Raw genomic sequence first — 18,689 nt, 5'->3', positions numbered from 1 at the left:
GACCATCGGGGCATAACGCATGATCCTGATCACGGGTGCAGGCGGCAAAACGGGCAAGGCGATCATAAAGGCGCTCGTCGCGCGAGGCGCGCCGGTGCGGGCGTTCGTGCGAAGCATCGCGCATGGCGCCTCGCTGGCGGCAATGGGCGCTAGAGAGGTCATCGCGGGCGCGATGGATGATCCACATGTGTGGTCCCGCGCGGTGCGAGGGACGGAGGCGATCTATCACATCTGCCCGAACGTCAGTCCGCACGAAATCGACTTCGCAAAGGAACTCATTGCCGCCGCAACCGACCTGCGCGTCCCGCGGCTCGTCTATCATTCCGTGCTGCATCCGCAGATCGAAGCAATGCCACATCACTGGAACAAGCTGCGAGTCGAGGAGATGCTGTTTGCCTCGGTGCTCGACTTCACCATGCTGCAGCCGACCGCCTACATGCAAAACAGCCTCGCGCAATGGGACGTTATGAAGCGCGAGGGTGTCTATCGCGTGCCCTATCCGGTCGAAACCCGCCTAAGCCTCGTCGATCTCGATGATGTCGCCGAGGCGGCTGCGATCGTGCTGACGACCAGCGGCCATTCGGCGGCCACTTACGAACTGGTCGGAACGTTGCCGCTCAACCAGATCGAGACCGCCGAGACATTCGGCTGGGCGCTGAACAAAACCATCCGGGCCGAAGCCGAGACTATCGAGGCCTGGGACCAGCGCGCCCGCAGCGCCGGCATGGACGACCATGAGCGCGAAACGTTGACAAAAATGTTTCGCGCCTATGCGCGCGACGGTCTCAAGGGCAATCCCAATGTGCTGGGTTGGCTGCTCGGGCGTCCGCCGACCTCGCTCGCAGCCTTTGCCGCGCGGGTGGCCGCTAATCAGGCGTGAGGCGGCCACCCGACAGGGTGGCTCTGCTGCACGATCTTCATGACCGACAAAATCAACGGCTCCTCGAAACGCGGGCCGATGATCTGGATTCCCACCGGCAATCCGTCGCTGGTCTTGCCCGCGGGCACGCTGCCGCCGGGCAGGCTCATCAGCGTGATCAGGAACGAGCCGGCGATCCAGTCGGTGTAATTTTCCAGTTTCTTGCCGTTGATCAGGGTCGGGAAATTCATCTCGACCGGGAACTGTTTTACGGGCGATTGCGGCGTGACCAAGAGATCGTATTGTTCGAAGAATTTTGCAAAGCGTTGAAATAGCTGCGCGCGCTTTTGTTCAGAGGCACCGAAATCCGTTGGCGTCACCTTCAGCCCCGCCTTGACGTTACCTTTGAGATTGACGCCGAACTCTTCGAGCCGGTCGAGATTTAAGAATTGCTGCCCGACCATCCAGAGCCCGCGCCACGCCTGATAGGGCCCCTTGCCATCGGAAATGTCGAACGCGATCTCTTCTACGGTAGCACCAGCATCGCGCAGCGACATCGCAGTCGCGCGGCAGATCTCATCAATTTCCGGCTCGACGCCGATACCGGCTATATCGGAGACGTAAGCGACCCGCAGGCCCTTTGCGTCCTTGGCGTCTGCGACGATGGCGCGCGCGCTGGCCCATGGCGGCGCCACCGAGATCGGCGAGATGCGGCTAAAACCCGTAATCGAATCCAGCATCAGCGCGGCATCTTCGGCGGTGCGCGCCAAGGGTCCGTGGACTTGACCGGGGTCCCAGGCCAGCGGCATCGGCCAGTTCGGCGTCAATCCCGGCGTAGGCCTGATGCCGACGATGCCGCAGAACGAGGCCGGCATCCGGATCGAGCAGCCGAAATCCGTGCCCTGCGCCAACGGCGCCATCCCGGTCGCCACCGCGACCGCCGATCCCCCGGAGGAGCCCGCCGGGCTCAACGCCGGATTCCAGGGGTTGCGCGTGACACCGAACACATCGTTGAACGTATTGGCACCGGCGGCGAATTCCGGCGTGTTGGTCTTGCCGAGCACGATCGCGCCGGCGGCTTTGAGGCGCCGCACCACCTCCGCATCCTCGGTCGGTACATTGTCCTTGAACAGCGGCGAACCATAGGTGGTGCGGATGCCTTTTGTCGGCGTGATGTCCTTGATGACAACAGGCAGGCCGTGCAGTGCGCCGAGCTTGTCCCCGCGCATGACCGCGGCTTCCGCGCCTTTGGCCCGTTCACGCGCGGCATCTTCCACCAGCGTGACGATGGCGTTGAGTTTTGGATTGACGCGGGCGATGGTGGCGAGATGGGCGTCGAGCACCTCGACCGGGCTCACCGCCTTGGTCGCGATCAGCGACGCCAGTTCGACAGCCGTCTTGCGGCTCAGATTGTCAGTCATGTCGGATTTCCGTTATCTGCCCGCCCAGTGCACGAAGCGGCGTTCGATCGTGAGGAACAGGAGGTTGAGGCCGTAGCCCAGCGCGCCGGCGGCGAAAATCGCAGCATACATGTCGGGCATGTCAAACAATTGCTGCGCCTCGAATACGCGCTGGCCAAGCCCATCGGTCGAACCGATGAACATCTCGGCGACCACGACAATCACCAGCGCCAGCGACACGCCGTTGCGCAATCCCACAAAGGTCTGCGGCAGCGATTCCAGCAGCATCACGTCCCAGAGCACCCGCAGGCGCGAAGCGCCCATCACCTTTGCAGCCAGAATGCGCGTCTTGCGCGCATTCATCACGCCATAGGCGACGTTGAACAGGATCACGAGCGCTGCACCAAAGGCCGCGACCGAGATCTTGGTGCGGTCGCCGACGCCGAACAGCACCAGGAACAGAGGAAACATCGCTGACGCCGGGGTCGAGCGGAAAAAGTCGATCAGGAATTCGACCGAGCGATAGAGCTTTTCCGACGAGCCCAGGAGGATGCCGAGCGGAATTGCAATCACCGCCGCGATCGCGGTGGAATAGATCGTGCGCTCTACGGTTTTGAAAAAATCCGCGCCGAGCTTGCCGCTGGTCATCCCGATCCACATCGCGCGGAAGGTTGACGCCGGCGACGGCAGCAGCACCGGATCGACCACCCGCGCCCACACCGTCACCGACCAGACCACCAGCAGCACCGCGACGCCGACGAAAGGAAGCAAGATCTGAAAGCGTTTCATCGTTGCCTCAGCCTTTCCGAACTTCGCGCTGAAACACCTCGAGGCAATGCGCCTTGATAGTGATAAAATCGGCCTCCGACATCGTTTTCGGGGTGCGCGGACGCGGCGCATCGTAATGCACGAATTCGACCGCGCGCGCCGGATGGCGCGACAACAGCAGGATGCGATCCGACAGATAAACCGCCTCTTCCAGATCGTGCGACACCAGCACCGTGGTCGTTGCGGTCTCGACGAAAATCCGCTGCAGCTGCTCGCGCATGAACAGCGTCATTTCATAATCCAGCGCCGAAAACGGTTCGTCGAGGAACAGGATTTCCGGCTCCACGATCAGCGCCCGCATGATCGAGACCAGTTGCTGCTGGCCGCCGGACATCTGATAAGGATAAAGGCTGAGATCGATCTTGACGTTGAGGTTGGAGACGATCTTTTCGACGCGGACGGTGCGCTCGGCCTTCGGCACGCCCATCACCTTCAAGGGATAAGCGATATTGTCGAAGGCGCGCAGCCAGGGAAACATCGCTTCGCGATAGTTCTGGAACACATAGCCGAATTTGATGCTGGAGAGCGGCTGGCCGTCGAACAGGATCTCGCCGGCATCGAGCGGAAACAGCCCCGCGATCATGTTGATCAGCGTGCTCTTGCCGCAGCCATTGGGGCCGAACACCGACATCAACTTGCCGCGCGGAATGTCGAAGTCGAAATTGTCGTAGATGGTGGCGTCGGAAAACCGCTTTGTCAGGCCGCGAATGGTGACGTGGGGTGCGGTGCGCGCCGACGGATCGTGAACCTTGCCCACCTGGTCGACCTTTGCAGCTAGCTGTGCTCCGGCCACGGCGTTACCCTTTAGAATTTCTGCAGGACCTTGGTGACGTCGAGCTTTTCAGGGACGACGCCGATCGAATTTCCAAAATCGGCAAGTTTTTGCAGGTCGCCGATTTGCTTGGGGCTCATATCGCCGGCCATCACGTATCCCAGCATCGAAACCATATCGACGACGTTGTCGGGGGTGAACGTGTTCTTGGCGAGATATTTGCGCGCCTCATCCGGGTTCTTGTTGATGAAATCGATTGCCTTGGCCCACGCCGCGGCAAAGCGTTTTGCCACCTCGGGCCGCTTCTGGATGAAGTCGGTGGTCATGGCGCAACCGGCGGCATAGGCGTCGGCCTTCTCGTCGCCCAGGATATATTTGGAGATGACGCCGGTCTCGAGCGAGCGCGCGACGCCGGCCTTGATCATCATCGAGGCGTTGGGCTCGAGCGTGTAGCCGCCGTCGAAGGTTCCGGCCGTCATGGCGTTGACGTGCTGGCCCATGTCGAGCTGGTCGATGGTGTAGTCGCCATCCTTCAATCCGTTCTTGGCGAGAATGGCCTTGGCGGTGTTGAGATTGGCCGGCCCCGGCGCCGACATCAGCTTTGCGCCCTTGAGGTCGGCGATCGTCTCCGCCTTAAGACCGTTGCGGACCACGAATTGCTCCATCTTCCAGACCTTGGTCTGGCTGTTCATGCTGATGTACATCGCGACGCCTGGCTTCTTCACATCGGCGTTCAGCCCTTCGAGCGTCACCAGCACGGCCGACACCTCGATCTGGTTGGTCATCATTGCCGCGACGTTGGGCGGACCGCCCATCAATTTTGTCATCTCGGGTTCGATGTTCTGTTCCTTGAAGAACCCTCGTTCCAGCGCGACGAAATAGGGCAGTGAGGAACTGACGGGGAATACGCCGACCGACACCTTGTCCTGCGCGGCAGCCGGATCGGACGCGGCTGCGCCCAAGGCCAAGAAGACGGCGATCGCCAATAACCTGAAATTCGGCAATTTCATCATATGCTCCAGCCATTTACCCAAAGAGCGCTTTGCAGTCCGGCGGCCGGCAAAGCGCTCATTTCTAGAGCAAGGAACGTGCCGGTTCTATTCGTCCAATTCGACAATCGCGACCACCGGACCGCCGCCATGCGGGCCCTGATGCATGGCATCGACCGACACGAATACCGCGGGATCACCGATGGCCATTGCCGCCACGCCGCCCACGGCCGCCTTGGCATGGCGGTGATGATGGACGTCGGAATCATCGAGCATGATCTGCCGCCGGCCGCGCAACACGCCGCGGCGGTCGGCCTCGCATTTCATGAAGCAATTAACGACACGGCCTTTCAAGTCTTCCGCCCGCGGCCGTTCCGGCAATTCGATACCGGCGTCGCGAATCGAATCGTAGATGCCGTCGATATCGAGCGCGTCGCGCATCACGGCATGGCCGATCCGGTAGCGGCCGCCGGCGCCGGCCTTGTTGCCGAGCAGCACGATCTGCGCCTGGGTCAGTTCGACGCCCGACGAGCAGGAGGCGACGGACGAATAGAGATCGAGGTCTTTGCAAATCTGCTCGGCCTTCGGCATCGGCACTTCGCCGAGCGCGACCGCAATGCCGAGCGCGGTGGTGCCGTTGGAGACGCCCATGGAATCGTGGACCTCGCAGGCCAGCGTCTGGTGGCGGGATTCCGCATCGCGGACCGAGTCGATGGTGAGAAGCGGCGTCTTGGTCTGGACGTAATGCACGTCCTTCGGATCGGTGATTCCAGCATCCTTCATCGCCGCTTTGACGGCATCCGCAACCTTTTGGACCATCGCCGGACGGCCGATGTCTTCGGGGAGCAATTCCGCGCTCAGCGCGGTGCCGATCACGAGTCGCGATTTGTCGGCCGGACCGGTCTTGCCGTTACGCGCAAAAACCGTGGCGTGCGGCGTGATGACACCGTCGCAGCCGCCGGACCACACCATCGGCACGTCGTGGATCTGGGCCTCGGAGCGCTTGCCGTGCTTGAGCAGCACGCGGCGAAAGGCCTGGTCGGCCAGGATACGGGTGAAATCATTGACGCCGCCATTGCCTTCAGTCTTGCCGATCACGGCGATGACCTCGTCGGCACCGAACTTGCCGGCCGCGATCAATGCTTCCAGCCCGCTCGCGTCCTGAACGGTTTTCAGTTCGACCTTTGCAACTTCAATCGCCATTCGCGGAAAACTCCGTTATCGCCTGGTTTATCGCATCCGCGGCCGGTGCTCGCCGCGCAGCATCTTTTCATAGCCCTCGCCGCGGTCAATCATCGGCAGCGCGCTTTTTCGCGCGCTAGCCAGTTCGGCACGGCGCTGTTTTGTGGCGGCTTCGTCGATCAGGGGCTGGTCGGCGCTGCCCTTCAATACCACGCCATAATCGGCTTCCGCGGCTGCAAGCGAGACCCTGCCCTCGACGACGTCGCGCAACACCAATTCCAATTCGCGCTGCAGCGGATCGCCCCAGCCGCCACCGCCGGTCGTCACCACGCGAACGACCTGCCCTTTCAGCACGGGCTCGCCATCGACGAGACCGCCAAGGTCAAAACCCTCGCCGTCGGCATCGACCGTCACGCAAAACGGCTGGCCGGCCTTGCCGCCATTGAGACCGTAACAACCGAGCCGCACCCGATCGGCGGTGACGATGGTGCGGCAATCGACCAACGCGCGATAATGTTTTTCGTAGCCCTGCCCGCCACGGCGGAGACCGGCGCCGCCGGAATCAGTGCGCAGCGCGAGTTTTTCGACCAGCAGCGGAAACCGCGTCTCGGTGAATTCCGCCGGCTGGTTGCGCGAGTCGGGCACGATGTGGATCGCGTCGTTACCGTCGGCATAATAGCGCCCGCCCGAGCCGCCGCCGAGCACCTCGCGCGACAGGAACGGTTTTCCCTCGAGATCAGTGCCGAAGAAACCCGTGTAGCGGATGGTCTCCTGATCCGCCGGCATGCGGCCGTCGACGGCTTGCGCGACCACGCCGGCGAGCAGGCCAAGGCAGCGCAACAGCACAAACGAGCGCGCATTGGTCGCGGCCGGCCATTCCGGCGTGATCAGCGTGCCCTTTGGCGGGAAGATCACCTCGAACACGTCGCAGACGCCTTCGTTAACATGGATTTCCGCGGCGCGTTCGGGTGTATCAGCGAGATTGCGCAGGATCGGCGCGATCCATTTGATCAGGAATGCGCCGTCGGCATAGTCCGCCGGCCAGTTGATCGGGCCGGTCGATTGCGGATCGGTGCCGTTGAAGTCGAGCGTGATCTTGCCGCCCTTCTTGGTCATCTTCAGCGCGATTTTGTGCAGCTTGGGGTCGGTGATCCCGTCGTGCTCGACATAATCTTCCCAGGCATATTCGCCGTCGGCGATTTTTGCCAATAGCTCGTTGCGATAGATGTCGCGGCATTTTTCGAGGATGGCCTGGAAGCAGGCCTCGACCTGTTCCTTGCCAAAACGCTCGAACAACCCAGCCATCCGCCGCGCGCCCATCAGGCAGGCCTGGATTTCGCTGTCGAGATCGGCCGACAGCATTTCGGGCACGCGGGTGTTGCGGCGAACAATGGTGAATACCGCTTCGTTGCGGATGCCCTCGCTGTAGATCTTCACCGGCGGGATGGCGATGCCTTCCTCGAACACGGTCGCCGCCGTGCCCGGCATCGAGCCCGGCACCCGGCCGCCGACGTCGTCGTGATGTCCGAAGGCCTGGATGTAGGCGACGACCTGGCCGTCATGAAACACCGGCACCGTGCTGCAGAGATCGGGCAGATGGCCGATCGAGCCTTCGGTCAAATAGGTATCGTTCATCAGGAACACGTCGCCGGGCTTCATCGTCTCCGGCGGGAAATCGCGCACCACGCCGTTCGGCATCGCCGAATAGGAGCGCCCGGTCAGCTTGCGGCAATAGCGGTCGAACAGCCCGACGCGAAAATCGTGGGCTTCGCGGATCATCGGCGAGCGCGCGGTGCGCTCGATGGCGTATTCGATTTCGGCCTCGATCGAATTCAGCGTGCCTTCGACGATCTGCAGCACGATCGGATCGACCGCGACCGTTTTGCGCTGCGGCGCGGTCGGCCACGGGTGCTGGGTGTGATGCACGTTCATCGTGAAGCCTCCTGCGATGAGCGGATGACAAGAATGCCGTGCGGATCGACCTCGAGCGTTTGCCCGGGAAATACCACCGTCGTCGAACCAAACTCTTCCACGACCGCCGGGCCATTGATCCGGCCACCGGATGGCAGCGAGGCGCGGTCATAGACCGGCGTGTCCTGGAACGCGCCGCCGAAATAGACCGCGCGGCGGCCTTTCGCGGTTGGCTTGCCCTCCCGTGAATCGAGCTTTGGCATCTGCGGCCGCTCGATCACGCCAAAGCCGGAGACGCAGAGATTGACCAATTCAATTTTCTGCTGGCCGGCATAATTATAGCCAAACGTCTTGAGATGCGCCGCATTGAAGGCGCCGATCAGTCCGGCCAAAAATGACGCATCCACCGCGCCGCCGGGCGCGGTGACGCGGACTTCCATCGACTGGCCGGCATAGCGAATGTCGGCTTCGCGGACGAGACGAATGCGCGAGGCCTCGATGCCGTCGCGCATCAGCGTCGCGATGGCCTCGCGCTCCAGCGCGGCATAGCGCGAAGCGACGTCGGCAAGATCGATGGCGCCTTCATGCATCACCTTGGTGACGATATGGTCGGTGCGCCAGTCGACCGCGAGCAGGCCGAAGGCGGAGAGATTGCCGGGATTCGGCGGCACGATGCAGGCCTTCATGGCCAAGAGGTCCATCACCGCCGCCGATTGCGCCGGACCCGCGCCGCCAAACGACAGCAATGCAAAAGCGCGCGGATCGATGCCGCGCTGGATCGTCATCTGCCGGATGGCGTTGGCCTGGCTCCAGTTCGCGATCTCGATGATGCCGCTGGCAAGCTGCTCGACGCTCATCGAGCCCGGCAATTTCGCGGCGAGCGCCGCGATGCCGCCGCGCGCCCGGGCCACATCGAGCGCGATGCCGCCGCCGATCAGCGACGGCGGAATCCGCCCCAGCACGAGATTGGCGTCGGTAATGGTCGGCTCATTGCCGCCGTTCGGATAGCACATCGGCCCGGGCTCGGCGCCGGCGCTGCGCGGGCCGACCTTGAGATGGCCCTCGCGGCTGATCCAGGCGATCGAGCCGCCGCCGGTGCCGATGGTCTCGATGTCGATCATGGGGATCCGCACCGGGAACGGGCCGACCGATCCGCCATTGGTGACTTGCGGCTTGCCGCCTTCGATCAGGCAGAGGTCGGTCGAGGTGCCGCCGGCGTCCAGCGTGACCAGGTCGGGAAACCCCGCGATGTCGGCGATAACAGCGCAGCCAAGCGCGCCGGCCGCAGGCCCCGAAAGCGCGGTCGTGATTGGCTTCCGCACCACCTGATCGGCGCTGGCGACGCCACCGCTCGACTGCATCACCAAAAACGGCTTGTCCTGCAGGCCGGCGCCGAGCTCCTGATGCACGCGCTTGAGATAGCGTTCCATATGCGGCTTGACGAAGGCGTCGACCAATGTCGTCACAGCGCGCTCATATTCGCGATATTCGGGGAGCACCACACAAGACAACGATAACGTCGCGTCGGGATATTCCTCGGCGACGATCTCGGCGGCGCGGCGCTCATGCGCATCGTTGGCGTAGGAATGCAGCAGACAAATGCCGATGGCGCGCACGCCTTGCGCGCGGAAAAATTTTGCGGCTTCGCGAACGCTCGCCTCATCGAGCGGGCGCAATTCATTGCCATGGAAATCCAATCGGCCAACCACTTCGCGGACAAACTGCAACGGCACGATGCGGTCGGGCTTGACCCAGAAGTAGGAATTTCCGTAGCCCTCCGGCACCGACTGGCGCGCGATTTCAAGAATGTGGCGAAAGCCTGCATTGACGATCAGGCCGAGCGAATTGATCTCGCCCTGCAACAGCGCGTTGGTCGCAACCGTAGTGCCGTGGGCGAGGCCCGCGACAGCGTCGGTGGTGGCGCCGCTCGCGGCCAGAATCTTGTTGACGCCACGCACCAGGCCGATCGCGGGGTTAGAAGGCGTGCTCGCCACTTTTGTCACTTGGGTCGCGCCGGACACGACATCGACCGAGACGATATCGGTAAAAGTTCCGCCGGTATCGATGCCGATGCGAAGGCGCGCGGAAGCGGAATTGTTCGACATGCTTCGCAACCGTTCTCCGAAAAAATGTGGCGATGCCGAAGTGGGCCGGCATCATCCGCGTGGCCGGCACAATGGGTCAGATTTTTCGGTTAAGCAAAGGCCGAATTTCGATACGGCTATCGGAAATTCCGATCCATAAAAGCCGCTCGAAAATGCCTAGGCTTTCAGCATCTCTCGCAATCTGAGCAATGCCGTTTCCTTGCGCCGCGACATCGGCTCGCGCCGCCGAAACAGGCTGAACGCGACATTGCGCGCCGGCTGAATCGAAAGTGCCTTCAGTAGTCCCAACGTGACTTCATTTTCCGCACAGGCGCGCGGCACGATGGCGATACCGCCTTCGGATTGCACAATCATCTTGATGGTCTCGATATTGTCGACCACCGCCAAAATATTGGGCTTGATCCCCAAATCCGTAAACAGCGAGAGCACCACCTGGCCGTATCCGACAGTCAATTCGCTCATGATGATGGGTTCGGCGAGCAGGCGCCCGATATCGACCGGCTGCTTCGAGCGCGCCAGCGCGTGTTTTGGATGCGTGATCAGCGCCATCTCGGCATCGATCAGGCGATCGAACACGAGGCCGGCCGGCAATCGCTCCGGATCGGATTCGATCGCGATCCCGGCGTCGAGCTTCTCTTCGTGCAGCTCGTTGAAGATATTCTTGGTCGGCGCGGTCAGGATTTCCAGCCGCACGCCCGGAAGATCGTTCCTGAGATCGGCAAACATGCGCGGAATGAAGATCTGCGCCATGCCGGAACCCATGCCGATGGTCAGCGTGTCCTGCAGCGCGCCGCGCAGCCGCCGCGCGGTATCGGACAGGCTGAGCAGGTCGCCCATCACCCGCTCGGACTCGTAGAGAAAGGTGCGGCCACGGTCGGTCGATTCGATGCCGCGCGAGGTGCGGCGAAACAATTCGAAGCCGATTTCCTCTTCGAGCAATTTGACCTGTTCGCTGACCGCCGACTGCGAAATATTCAGCCGCTTCGCCGCCTTGGTGAAGCTGCGCTCCTTGTAGACCGAAAGCGCGTAACGCAGTTGGCGAAAATCCAAATTCGAAATCCCTTATGAGGCCGGCATGGCCAGCCTGTCAAAATAGCGCAGCGTCTCCAATTTGGTCTCGGCGATCAATTTTCCCTTGCGGATCACCCAGCGCCGCGGCGACCGCGTCGCAAAGGCCTCGCGCACGTCACGCGCTTCGAGCACCACGAGATCGGCCACGCTGCCTACCGCCACGCCAAAATCCGGCACGCGCAAGGCCTTGGCACCGTTGTTGGTGACCATATCCATTACCGTCAGAATCTCGGGCGGCTGGCTCATATGGGAGGCATGACAGAGCAGAAATGCGATCTCAAGCGGATCATTCTGGCCGAAGGGATAAAACGTGTCGTGCACACAGTCCTGTCCACAGGCGACGTTGACGCCGGCCGCCAACAATTCCTTGACCTGCGTCACCCCGCGGCGCTTGGGATAATCGTCAAGCCGGCCCTGCAGCATCAGATTGGTGGCCGGATTGGCGATCATGTTGACATTGGCTTCGCGCAGGCGCGTGATCACGTGATCGGCGTAGTTCCGCGGGTAACCCGCCAGCGCGCAGGTGTGGCCGGCGGTCACCCGCCCCTGCCAGCCATTCTTGATGGTCAGCTCGGCGAGCACTTCCAGCGTTCGCGCCATCGGATCGTCGGTCTCATCGACATGCATGTCGATGTCGGCATCGAACTCCTTCGCGATCTCGAAGGCGATCTCGATATGCCGCCGGCTGTCTGCCGGCGACGCCTCGTTGAAGGGCATGCCGCCGACGACATCGACGCCAAGCTTCATTACCTGCCGCATCAGCGCCTCGGTGCCGGGCGATTTGATGATTCCCTCCTGCGGAAAGGCGACGATCTGGATATCCATCAGATCGCGAAACCGCTCACGGGCGCGGATCAAACCTTCGGCCGGCCGCGTGCCCCCGATCGGATCGACGTCAACATGCGTGCGCAATCTCGAGATGCCGTTTTCCAGCGCACGGCCGAGCACACGCGACGCTCGATCGGCGATTTCTTCCACGGTGTAATTGCGCTTGATCTCCCAGAGAATTTCGATCGCCTCAGAGAGCGTGCCCGAAATATTGACCGGCGCTCGCTCCGAGATCAGCGCCTTGTCGAGATGAATATGCGGCTCGACAAAGCCCGGCACCGCCATCCGGCCCTCAGCATCGAGCGTGAGCGCTGCGGGTGAGGACGTGGTACCCCGGCCGATGCTGGCAAACTTGCCGCCGGCGATGCCGAGATCGCAAAGGCCCTTGGTGCCCCACAGCGCAACGTTCTTGACCAGAATATCCAAACTCATCAACAGGGCTCCGTGCCGGGTGCGGCGCCCAATGTAGTCGATCGCGGAATTTTAGGCGACATGCGACCGTTTTTTTTCAAGCAGGAAGCTACGGGACCTCATCCTTCAGGATCGCCCGAACCTGCAGTGCGGGAGAAGGCCCTCCGCCAAAGTTCTTGCGCCGTGTTCGTGACGGGCCAAAGAACCAGCTTTCCTCGCGCGCGATTGCCGCGACTTCCGGAAGGATCGAGGCGTTCGTTGCGGGCAAATAGGCTGCCGAATATTCCACCTTCGGAACGTCGGGCTGTTCAATCAATACCTTCAGCACGCCTTGCTCGAGGTCGCCGGCAAACAGGTCCGGCGGCAGCAGACTGACGCCTACTCCGCGCCGCACCAACAGCGCCACCACGCTAAAACTGTTGCAACAATGCATAAGGCTGGGCGTGACCTGCGCCTCCTCGAACCAGTTGATGATGGAATGATAAGCATTGGCATCCTGCGGCATGCCGATGATCGGCAGTTCGGCGAGATCCGCAGCCTTCATCTCCCGATCCTTCGGGCACAGTTGCGGATGACCCAACCACTGCATGGCGCAATCGCCGAGCGACACACGGACGACGCCGGGCAATTGCACCGGACCAGGCAGCAAGGCGATGTCGATCTGACGTCGCGCAAGACTGGTGATCAATCGGTTCGATAGATCGACGTCGATCTCCATCTGCACCTTGGGATAGCGTCCCTCGATCCGGGCCAGGAAATTTTGAAACCACGTCAGCGCGATGCTCTCAACCACGCCGACGCGAATGGTGCCGACGGCGGATTTGCCGCTCGCCGCAACGCGCATGGTCGCAACTTCCGACAGGATGCGCTCGGCGCTGCCGAGGCAGGTCTGGCCCACCGGCGTCGGCACCACATTTCGTCCCTGGCGGCGCAGCACCTTGGCGCCAAGCTCTCGCTCAAGCTCCTGAATCCGGCGGGTGACCGCCGGCTGAGTCAAATTGAGATGCTGCGCTGCAGCGCCGATGCCGCCAAGCCTTGCAACCCACAACAACGTTTCCAAGTGCCGAGAATCCATTCCCGTATAATGCATATGCATGATTCAGATGTCTATAATTCATTTGTAATGCCCCAATACTGACGAAATAATTTGTGCCAGCCGGGTTTGCTCTCAAGAACGGAAACGAAATTCATGCATACTTTTTATAAGTTTGCGCGTCCGATCGTACTGCGCGGCGCCGCCTGCCTGGCTTTGCTCGCCGCTTCTGCATTGTGCGGCGCAAGAGCTGACGATGCAGCCTGCGAACCGGCAAAGCTCGCAGCCAAATATCCCGGCCTCGCCGGCAAGACGATCAAGATCGGTCAGGATGGCGAGAGCGTGCCGTTCAGCATGCGCGACCCCAAGGATTTTTCGAAGCTGGTCGGCTTAGATGCCGATCTCGCCCAAGCGACGTTTGCCTGCATTGGCGTCCCGATGCAGTTCGTGATCGGAACTTGGTCCGGGCTCATTCCGGCGGCGATGTCAGGCCAGATCGACGTCATGTGGGACACCCTGCTGTACACACCCGAGCGGGCCAAGAAATTGGATTTCGTGGTCTATATGAATGCGGCCACCGGGATGCTCGTCGCCAAGGGCAATCCCAAGAACATCCATTCGCTTGGTGATCTCTGCGGCCTGACCAGTACCACGACGCTCGGGACCACGCAGGAAGCCATGCTGCGCGACGCCAGCAGCAAGTGCGTCGCCGCCGGCAAGCCTGAAGTCAATATCATCACGTCCACCGACATGCCCAGCGGCATGCGCCTTGTCCAGAACGCGCGAGCGGATCTGGTCGCGGTCAACAAGTTCGTCGGCGAGAGCATGGTTGCGAGTAATCCCACCACGATCGAGAGCGCATTCGACGTGATCACCGGCGCCAGGATCGCGGTAGGCACGGCAAAGGGTAATCCCGATCTGGTCAAGGCGCTGCATGACGGGCTCACGGCGATACGCGCCAACGGCGCCGAGAAGGCGATCTATGAGCGCTACCATGTCGACTATGGCCTCACCACGGAGCCTACGACCCTGACCGAATGAGCGCGAAGACTATCGCGCGACCCATCATGACCGTGGCTCTGACGGCGCGGGGCGCGGTGAGCTTTCGGCAGTGTGTGAGCGGAGAGAAAAGCCATGAACACCGAACTATCCGGCGTGCAGGAACACGTCGATGCCGCGCGCGTGCTCGAAGTGGAGCAGGCGTTGCTGCGCATCCCCAGTTCCGCCTTCCAGGAGCACGCGATCGCCGATCATCTCGCCGAACGGATGGAGGACATCGGGCTCGACGTCACCATGATGGACGTCGTGCATCCCTTCGATCCCACGGTGACCAGCCGGCAGCCGACCGGCATCTTGCGTGGCAGCGGCGAGGGACCAAGCCTGATGCTTAACGGACATATGGATCCCGGCGTCGAAATGCCGGGATGGTCCGTGGACCCCTATGGCGCCAAGTTCGAGGACGGCTGGGTTTGGGGGATGGGCGCCCACGACGACAAGGGCGGCATCGCCGCCGCGTTCTGCGGCCTGGAGGCCATCATTCGCTCAGGCACGCGGCTCAAAGGCGACGTCTTGCTGTGTCCGGTGATCGCGCACAAGCTCGGCGGCGCCGGGACAAGGGCGCTGCTGCGCAGCGGTGTCCAGGCGGACCTCTGCATCAACATGGAACACTCCAACAACACCATCGCCAATGTCTGCGTCGGCATTGTGATGGCGCGCATCCGGGTCGAGGCGCCGGAGCTGTTCTTCCGTTATAGTGCCGAAGCCAAGGCCCAGTACTGGAATCCGATCGAACAGCTTTGCGAGGTCATTCGCCGCATCGGCCCAAGCCTCGATCCAATTCCACAAGCAAGCTGGATGAATTTTATCCCCCACCCGGAGTTGCCGGGATTTCCGACCCACACTTTCGATACCTTCCACAAGGAGCATTACTATCAGAAGAACCACACCGGGCTGCACAGCAAGCAGGCCGAGCTGTTGCTGCAGTTCCGCACCGTGCCGGGACAAACGCTGCAAAGCGTGAGAGCGGATGTTGCTGCGCTGCTGGAAGGCATCCGGCGCGACCATCCTGCGTTCAATTACAGCTTTGAGGTACCGGCCAAGGGCACCGAGGAAGGATGGTGCCAGGAGCCAATGGCTTGCGCCGCCGATCATGATCTGGTGGCCGCGTTGGCGAGGGGTCAGGAACTGGCATCAGGCGTTCAAGCCGTCGTTGGCGGTTGGGGGCGGCTTGGCAATGTCGGCGACGGTAACATCATCGCCGCGCATGGCATCCCCACTGTGCAGTATGGCCCAGGCGACATTCGCATCTATGAGGAATGGCCCACCGCCGACGAGCGCGTGCGGCTCTCCGATCTCGTCACCGCCGCACGGGCAGTGGCATATGCAACCGCCAGATTGTGTGGCTGACCATGGGCGAAACCGGCACGGAAATCGCGACAGCGGCGCGCACGGGCGCCTTGGATCGACGGAGTTTATGGGGCGGCGGCGTTGTTATCATCGCCGTGATCGCCGCCGCCTTCGGCTGGCGGTCTAACCTCGTACCTGCGCCGCTGATGGAGGTGCTTAGCTACGCGTCGTCACCTTTCCTGCTGGACGGTGCTCTGACGGCGGTGGAAATCGCGGCGCTTGCGATGGCGGGCGGTGTCGTGATCGGTCTGGTGCTGGCTTTGATGCGTCTCTCCCCACTGCCGCCGCTGCAGGGAACGGCCTGGCTCTATATCTGGTTCATCCGCGGCACGCCGCTGATCCTGCAACTGGTCTTTCTCTACGACGCGCTGCCCGTCGTCGGCATCAAGCTCGATAGTTTTACGACCGCCGTCGTCGGCTTCATGCTGAACGAGGCCGCCTTCAGTGCCGAGATCATCCGCGGCGGCATCCTTTCGGTGGACCGCAAGCAAAGCCTCGCCGCGGCCTCCTTCGGCATGGGACCCTTTCTGACGCTTCGGCGCATCATTCTGCCTCAGGCCATGCGCGCCATTCTGCCCGGCATGGCCAACCAGACCATCTCCATGATCAAGGGGACATCGATCGCATCCGTGATCTTCGTCAACGAGCTTACGTTCCGCTCGCAACAGATCGTAGGGCAGAACTTCAAATTTTTCACGGTGTTCGCGGCTGCCGGCATCATCTATCTCGTCCTGACGAGCGCGGTGGCGATAGCCCAATTCTACCTGGAAAGATATTATAGCCTCGAGGCTTCGAAAAAGCTGAGCGCCAAAGCCGTTCCGCCTGGCGAAGCCGCTTTGGCAACCGCTTCAGCCGCACCTGTGCCGTCGGCGACCGCCTGGATGGACGGTCTGCAGGCAAGCCGCACCGAAAGTATGACGCCCGACCAACCCTTCGTGATCTGCCGGAATGTCCAAAAATCCTACGGCGACAGAGAAATCCTTCGCGGCATCGACCTGTCCGTGCACCGCGGCGAAGTCGTGGTGCTGATGGGCCCGAGCGGTTCCGGCAAAAGCACCTTGCTGCGGCTGGTCAACCATCTGGAGCCGCTCGATTGGGGCGAAATCACCGTCGACGGCAAGTATGTCGGATACCAGCAGCAGATCGGGGGCGGATTGAAGCCCATTCGTAACGTGGCCAAGGCGCGCGCCGACGCCCGTATCGGCATGGTGTTCCAGCATTTCAATTTGTTCGATCATCTCACCTCTCTCGAAAACATCATGGAAGCGCCGATCCATGTCTATGGCGAAGCGACCGACAAGATGCGCGCGCTCGCCATGAATTTGCTGCGCATGGTGGGTCTTTCCAATCACGCCGACCATCTGCCGCACCGCCTGTCCGGCGGCCAGCAGCAACGCGTGGCAATCGCCCGCGCGCTCGCCATCTCGCCTCGGCTGATGCTGTTCGACGAGCCGACCTCGGCGCTCGACCCCGAACTGGTCGGAGAAGTCCTTGCCGTGATCCGCCGCCTCGCCGAAGCCGGGATGACCATGATCGTGGTCACCCATGAAGTGCGATTTGCGCGCGAGGTCGCCGATCGGGTGATCTTCATGGACGATGGCCTGATCGTTGAACAAGGGCCACCCGAAGAGGTGCTGGATCATCCAAAGCACGAGCGAACCCAGCGTTTCCTCAGAATGGTCGAACAACAAGCAAGCTAAACCCCGTCGCGCTCGCGCCGTCGGTGAGCGCTACCAAGATCCTCATTGGAGAGTTGAAGGACATGAAAGCAGCGGTTTCCGATTTAGTACAGACCGAGCGCCTCGCCCGGCAAATGGATGAACAAGGCCTTGATGCCATCGTCGCGCGCGCCGGCATCAACTTCACTTATCTCTCCGGCCTGGTCTATCCCGGGACGCTGGCGCGCCACCTCGACCTCGCCGATTCGCCGCGCGGGGTCTATCTGGTTTGGCCGCGCCGCGGTGAACCGCGCATGGTGGTCAATGCGATCGCCGAGGGACTTGCGCGGCGGGATTCGTTTATCGAGCATTTTGATGTGTATGAGGGCTATTCCGAGCCGCCGGTCGAGCGGCTCACCAAGGTCATCACTGAGATGGGATTGGCTGAATCGAAAATCGGCTTCGAGACCAATTTCATCAGCGCCGCCGATTGGGACATTCTGCGCAGCCGTCTGCCGCGGATGCGGCCTTTGGATTGCGTCAACCTGATGGATATCGTGCGCGCGGTGAAAACCTCAGCTGAACTGGCGCGGTTGAAACGCGGCGCCGATCTTCTTGACGAAGCTTACCTCACGCATTTTCCGACCGTCCGCCCCGGCATGCGCGAGCGCGATTTGCATGCCGCGCTGGTCGCGCATTGCCTGGCCGGAGGGTCGGAATTCACCCACGGCATTCTCAATTCGGAGCGCAACACGGTTCCCTATGCCGGAGAAAGTGATTTTCCGTTTGCGCCGGGAGATGCGATCCGCACCGATTACGTCGCCTATGTGCAGGGTTATCCCGGCCATCAATCGCGATGTGCGGTGCTCGGCACGCCGAGCGCGGAGCAGCACCGCCAATACGCTGTCATCCGCGACATCTACCGGGCCGCCAATGACCAATTGATACCGGGACGTACGGCCGGCGAGGTCTATCAATTCGTGGTGGGCCGCTTCGCAGCTGCCGGCATGGTCTACAAATCGATGCTGGCCGGTCATAGCGTCGGCGCCTGGTGGCACCAGCAGGAGCCAGTGATCTCACGCGACAACCCGCGACGCCTGGAGGAGGGAATGGTGATCGCCATGGAGCCCCACGTCGATCATTGGCATATCCAGGATATGTTCGTGATTCGCGCCGATGGACCGGAATTGATTTCGGATAAATTCCCCACGCAGACGATCTTTGCCTGTGGCTAAA

Annotated in this window: 15 protein-coding genes; 5 read left to right on the top strand and 10 right to left on the bottom strand. The window is 61.8% G+C overall.

The features are described 5' to 3' along the window. The first annotated feature begins 19 nt into the window (after positions 1-19). Positions 20-880, top strand: coding sequence for an SDR family oxidoreductase (locus B5526_RS20235; RefSeq protein WP_079540917.1), 861 nt, complete (start codon positions 20-22; stop codon positions 878-880). On the opposite strand, the gene B5526_RS20230 is transcribed toward B5526_RS20235, so the two are convergent. From B5526_RS20230 to B5526_RS20185, 10 genes are all read right to left on the bottom strand, one after another. After that, complete coding sequence (locus tag B5526_RS20230) at positions 871-2,280, bottom strand: amidase (RefSeq protein ID WP_079540915.1); 1,410 nt, start codon at positions 2,278-2,280, stop codon at positions 871-873. The two genes, B5526_RS20235 and B5526_RS20230, sit on opposite strands and share 10 nt — an antisense overlap. A 12-nt stretch (positions 2,281-2,292) precedes the next feature. Continuing rightward, the gene (locus B5526_RS20225; protein WP_079540913.1) at positions 2,293-3,048 is read right to left on the bottom strand and encodes an ABC transporter permease; all 756 of its coding nucleotides are present in this window, start codon (positions 3,046-3,048) and stop codon (positions 2,293-2,295) included. Positions 3,049-3,055: 7 nt separating this feature from the next. Beyond that, positions 3,056-3,880: an ABC transporter ATP-binding protein gene (locus tag B5526_RS20220; RefSeq protein ID WP_244562007.1), complete on the bottom strand. Its 825-nt coding sequence runs from the start codon at positions 3,878-3,880 to the stop codon at positions 3,056-3,058. A gap of 11 nt (positions 3,881-3,891) precedes the next feature. Beyond that, positions 3,892-4,869 (bottom strand): ABC transporter substrate-binding protein, encoded by a 978-nt coding sequence (locus B5526_RS20215; protein ID WP_172842070.1) that lies wholly within the window; start codon positions 4,867-4,869, stop codon positions 3,892-3,894. 87 nt (positions 4,870-4,956) lie between these two features. Then, positions 4,957-6,051 (bottom strand): ring-opening amidohydrolase, encoded by a 1,095-nt coding sequence (locus B5526_RS20210; protein WP_079540910.1) that lies wholly within the window; start codon positions 6,049-6,051, stop codon positions 4,957-4,959. A gap of 27 nt (positions 6,052-6,078) precedes the next feature. Beyond that, positions 6,079-7,962 carry a hydantoinase B/oxoprolinase family protein gene (locus B5526_RS20205; protein WP_079540908.1) on the bottom strand — a complete coding sequence of 628 codons (1,884 nt, stop codon included), beginning with the start codon at positions 7,960-7,962 and terminating at the stop codon, positions 6,079-6,081. Continuing rightward, positions 7,959-10,046, bottom strand: a complete 2,088-nt coding sequence (locus B5526_RS20200) for a hydantoinase/oxoprolinase family protein (RefSeq protein ID WP_079540906.1) — start codon at positions 10,044-10,046, stop codon at positions 7,959-7,961. The genes B5526_RS20205 and B5526_RS20200 overlap by 4 nt, the downstream gene beginning before the upstream one ends. A gap of 156 nt (positions 10,047-10,202) precedes the next feature. Next, on the bottom strand, positions 10,203-11,096 hold the full coding sequence (locus tag B5526_RS20195; RefSeq protein WP_079540904.1) for a LysR family transcriptional regulator: 894 nt from the start codon (positions 11,094-11,096) through the stop codon (positions 10,203-10,205). 12 nt (positions 11,097-11,108) lie between these two features. Beyond that, positions 11,109-12,377 (bottom strand): amidohydrolase family protein, encoded by a 1,269-nt coding sequence (locus B5526_RS20190; protein ID WP_079540902.1) that lies wholly within the window; start codon positions 12,375-12,377, stop codon positions 11,109-11,111. An 88-nt stretch (positions 12,378-12,465) separates the two neighbouring features. Further along, on the bottom strand, positions 12,466-13,416 hold the full coding sequence (locus B5526_RS20185; protein ID WP_172842069.1) for a LysR family transcriptional regulator: 951 nt from the start codon (positions 13,414-13,416) through the stop codon (positions 12,466-12,468). Between the two features lie 129 nt (positions 13,417-13,545). Here B5526_RS20185 and B5526_RS20180 point away from each other — a divergent pair, with 129 nt between their 5' ends. The 4 genes from B5526_RS20180 (at position 13,546) to B5526_RS20165 (ending at position 18,688) form a co-directional block, all read left to right on the top strand. Beyond that, positions 13,546-14,430, top strand: coding sequence for a transporter substrate-binding domain-containing protein (locus tag B5526_RS20180; RefSeq protein ID WP_079540898.1), 885 nt, complete (start codon positions 13,546-13,548; stop codon positions 14,428-14,430). Between the two features lie 93 nt (positions 14,431-14,523). Further along, complete coding sequence (locus tag B5526_RS20175) at positions 14,524-15,795, top strand: M20 family metallopeptidase (protein WP_079540896.1); 1,272 nt, start codon at positions 14,524-14,526, stop codon at positions 15,793-15,795. A gap of 2 nt (positions 15,796-15,797) precedes the next feature. After that, positions 15,798-17,495, top strand: a complete 1,698-nt coding sequence (locus tag B5526_RS39465) for an amino acid ABC transporter permease/ATP-binding protein (RefSeq protein WP_283807527.1) — start codon at positions 15,798-15,800, stop codon at positions 17,493-17,495. A 62-nt stretch (positions 17,496-17,557) separates the two neighbouring features. Beyond that, positions 17,558-18,688 (top strand): M24 family metallopeptidase, encoded by a 1,131-nt coding sequence (locus B5526_RS20165; protein WP_079540894.1) that lies wholly within the window; start codon positions 17,558-17,560, stop codon positions 18,686-18,688. The last annotated feature ends 1 nt before the right edge of the window (position 18,689 follow it).

The organism is Bradyrhizobium lablabi, assembly GCF_900141755.1.
Lineage (GTDB): Bacteria > Pseudomonadota > Alphaproteobacteria > Rhizobiales > Xanthobacteraceae > Bradyrhizobium > Bradyrhizobium lablabi_A.
Note: the sequence above shows the minus strand (reverse complement) of the source record. Positions and strands in the feature narration are given on the sequence as shown.

What these genes read in the sequence shown, in the direction of transcription:
- B5526_RS20235 (WP_079540917.1), top strand. Translation starts at nt 20, where the DNA reads ATGATCCTGATCACGGGTGCAGGCGGCAAAACGGGCAAGGCGATCATA.
- B5526_RS20225 (WP_079540913.1), bottom strand. Translation starts at nt 3,048, where the DNA reads ATGAAACGCTTTCAGATCTTGCTTCCTTTCGTCGGCGTCGCGGTGCTG.
- B5526_RS20230 (WP_079540915.1), bottom strand. Translation starts at nt 2,280, where the DNA reads ATGACTGACAATCTGAGCCGCAAGACGGCTGTCGAACTGGCGTCGCTG.
- B5526_RS20190 (WP_079540902.1), bottom strand. Translation starts at nt 12,377, where the DNA reads ATGAGTTTGGATATTCTGGTCAAGAACGTTGCGCTGTGGGGCACCAAG.
- B5526_RS20200 (WP_079540906.1), bottom strand. Translation starts at nt 10,046, where the DNA reads ATGTCGAACAATTCCGCTTCCGCGCGCCTTCGCATCGGCATCGATACC.
- B5526_RS39465 (WP_283807527.1), top strand. Translation starts at nt 15,798, where the DNA reads ATGGGCGAAACCGGCACGGAAATCGCGACAGCGGCGCGCACGGGCGCC.
- B5526_RS20165 (WP_079540894.1), top strand. Translation starts at nt 17,558, where the DNA reads ATGAAAGCAGCGGTTTCCGATTTAGTACAGACCGAGCGCCTCGCCCGG.
- B5526_RS20205 (WP_079540908.1), bottom strand. Translation starts at nt 7,962, where the DNA reads ATGAACGTGCATCACACCCAGCACCCGTGGCCGACCGCGCCGCAGCGC.
- B5526_RS20175 (WP_079540896.1), top strand. Translation starts at nt 14,524, where the DNA reads ATGAACACCGAACTATCCGGCGTGCAGGAACACGTCGATGCCGCGCGC.
- B5526_RS20180 (WP_079540898.1), top strand. Translation starts at nt 13,546, where the DNA reads ATGCATACTTTTTATAAGTTTGCGCGTCCGATCGTACTGCGCGGCGCC.
- B5526_RS20215 (WP_172842070.1), bottom strand. Translation starts at nt 4,869, where the DNA reads ATGAAATTGCCGAATTTCAGGTTATTGGCGATCGCCGTCTTCTTGGCC.
- B5526_RS20210 (WP_079540910.1), bottom strand. Translation starts at nt 6,051, where the DNA reads ATGGCGATTGAAGTTGCAAAGGTCGAACTGAAAACCGTTCAGGACGCG.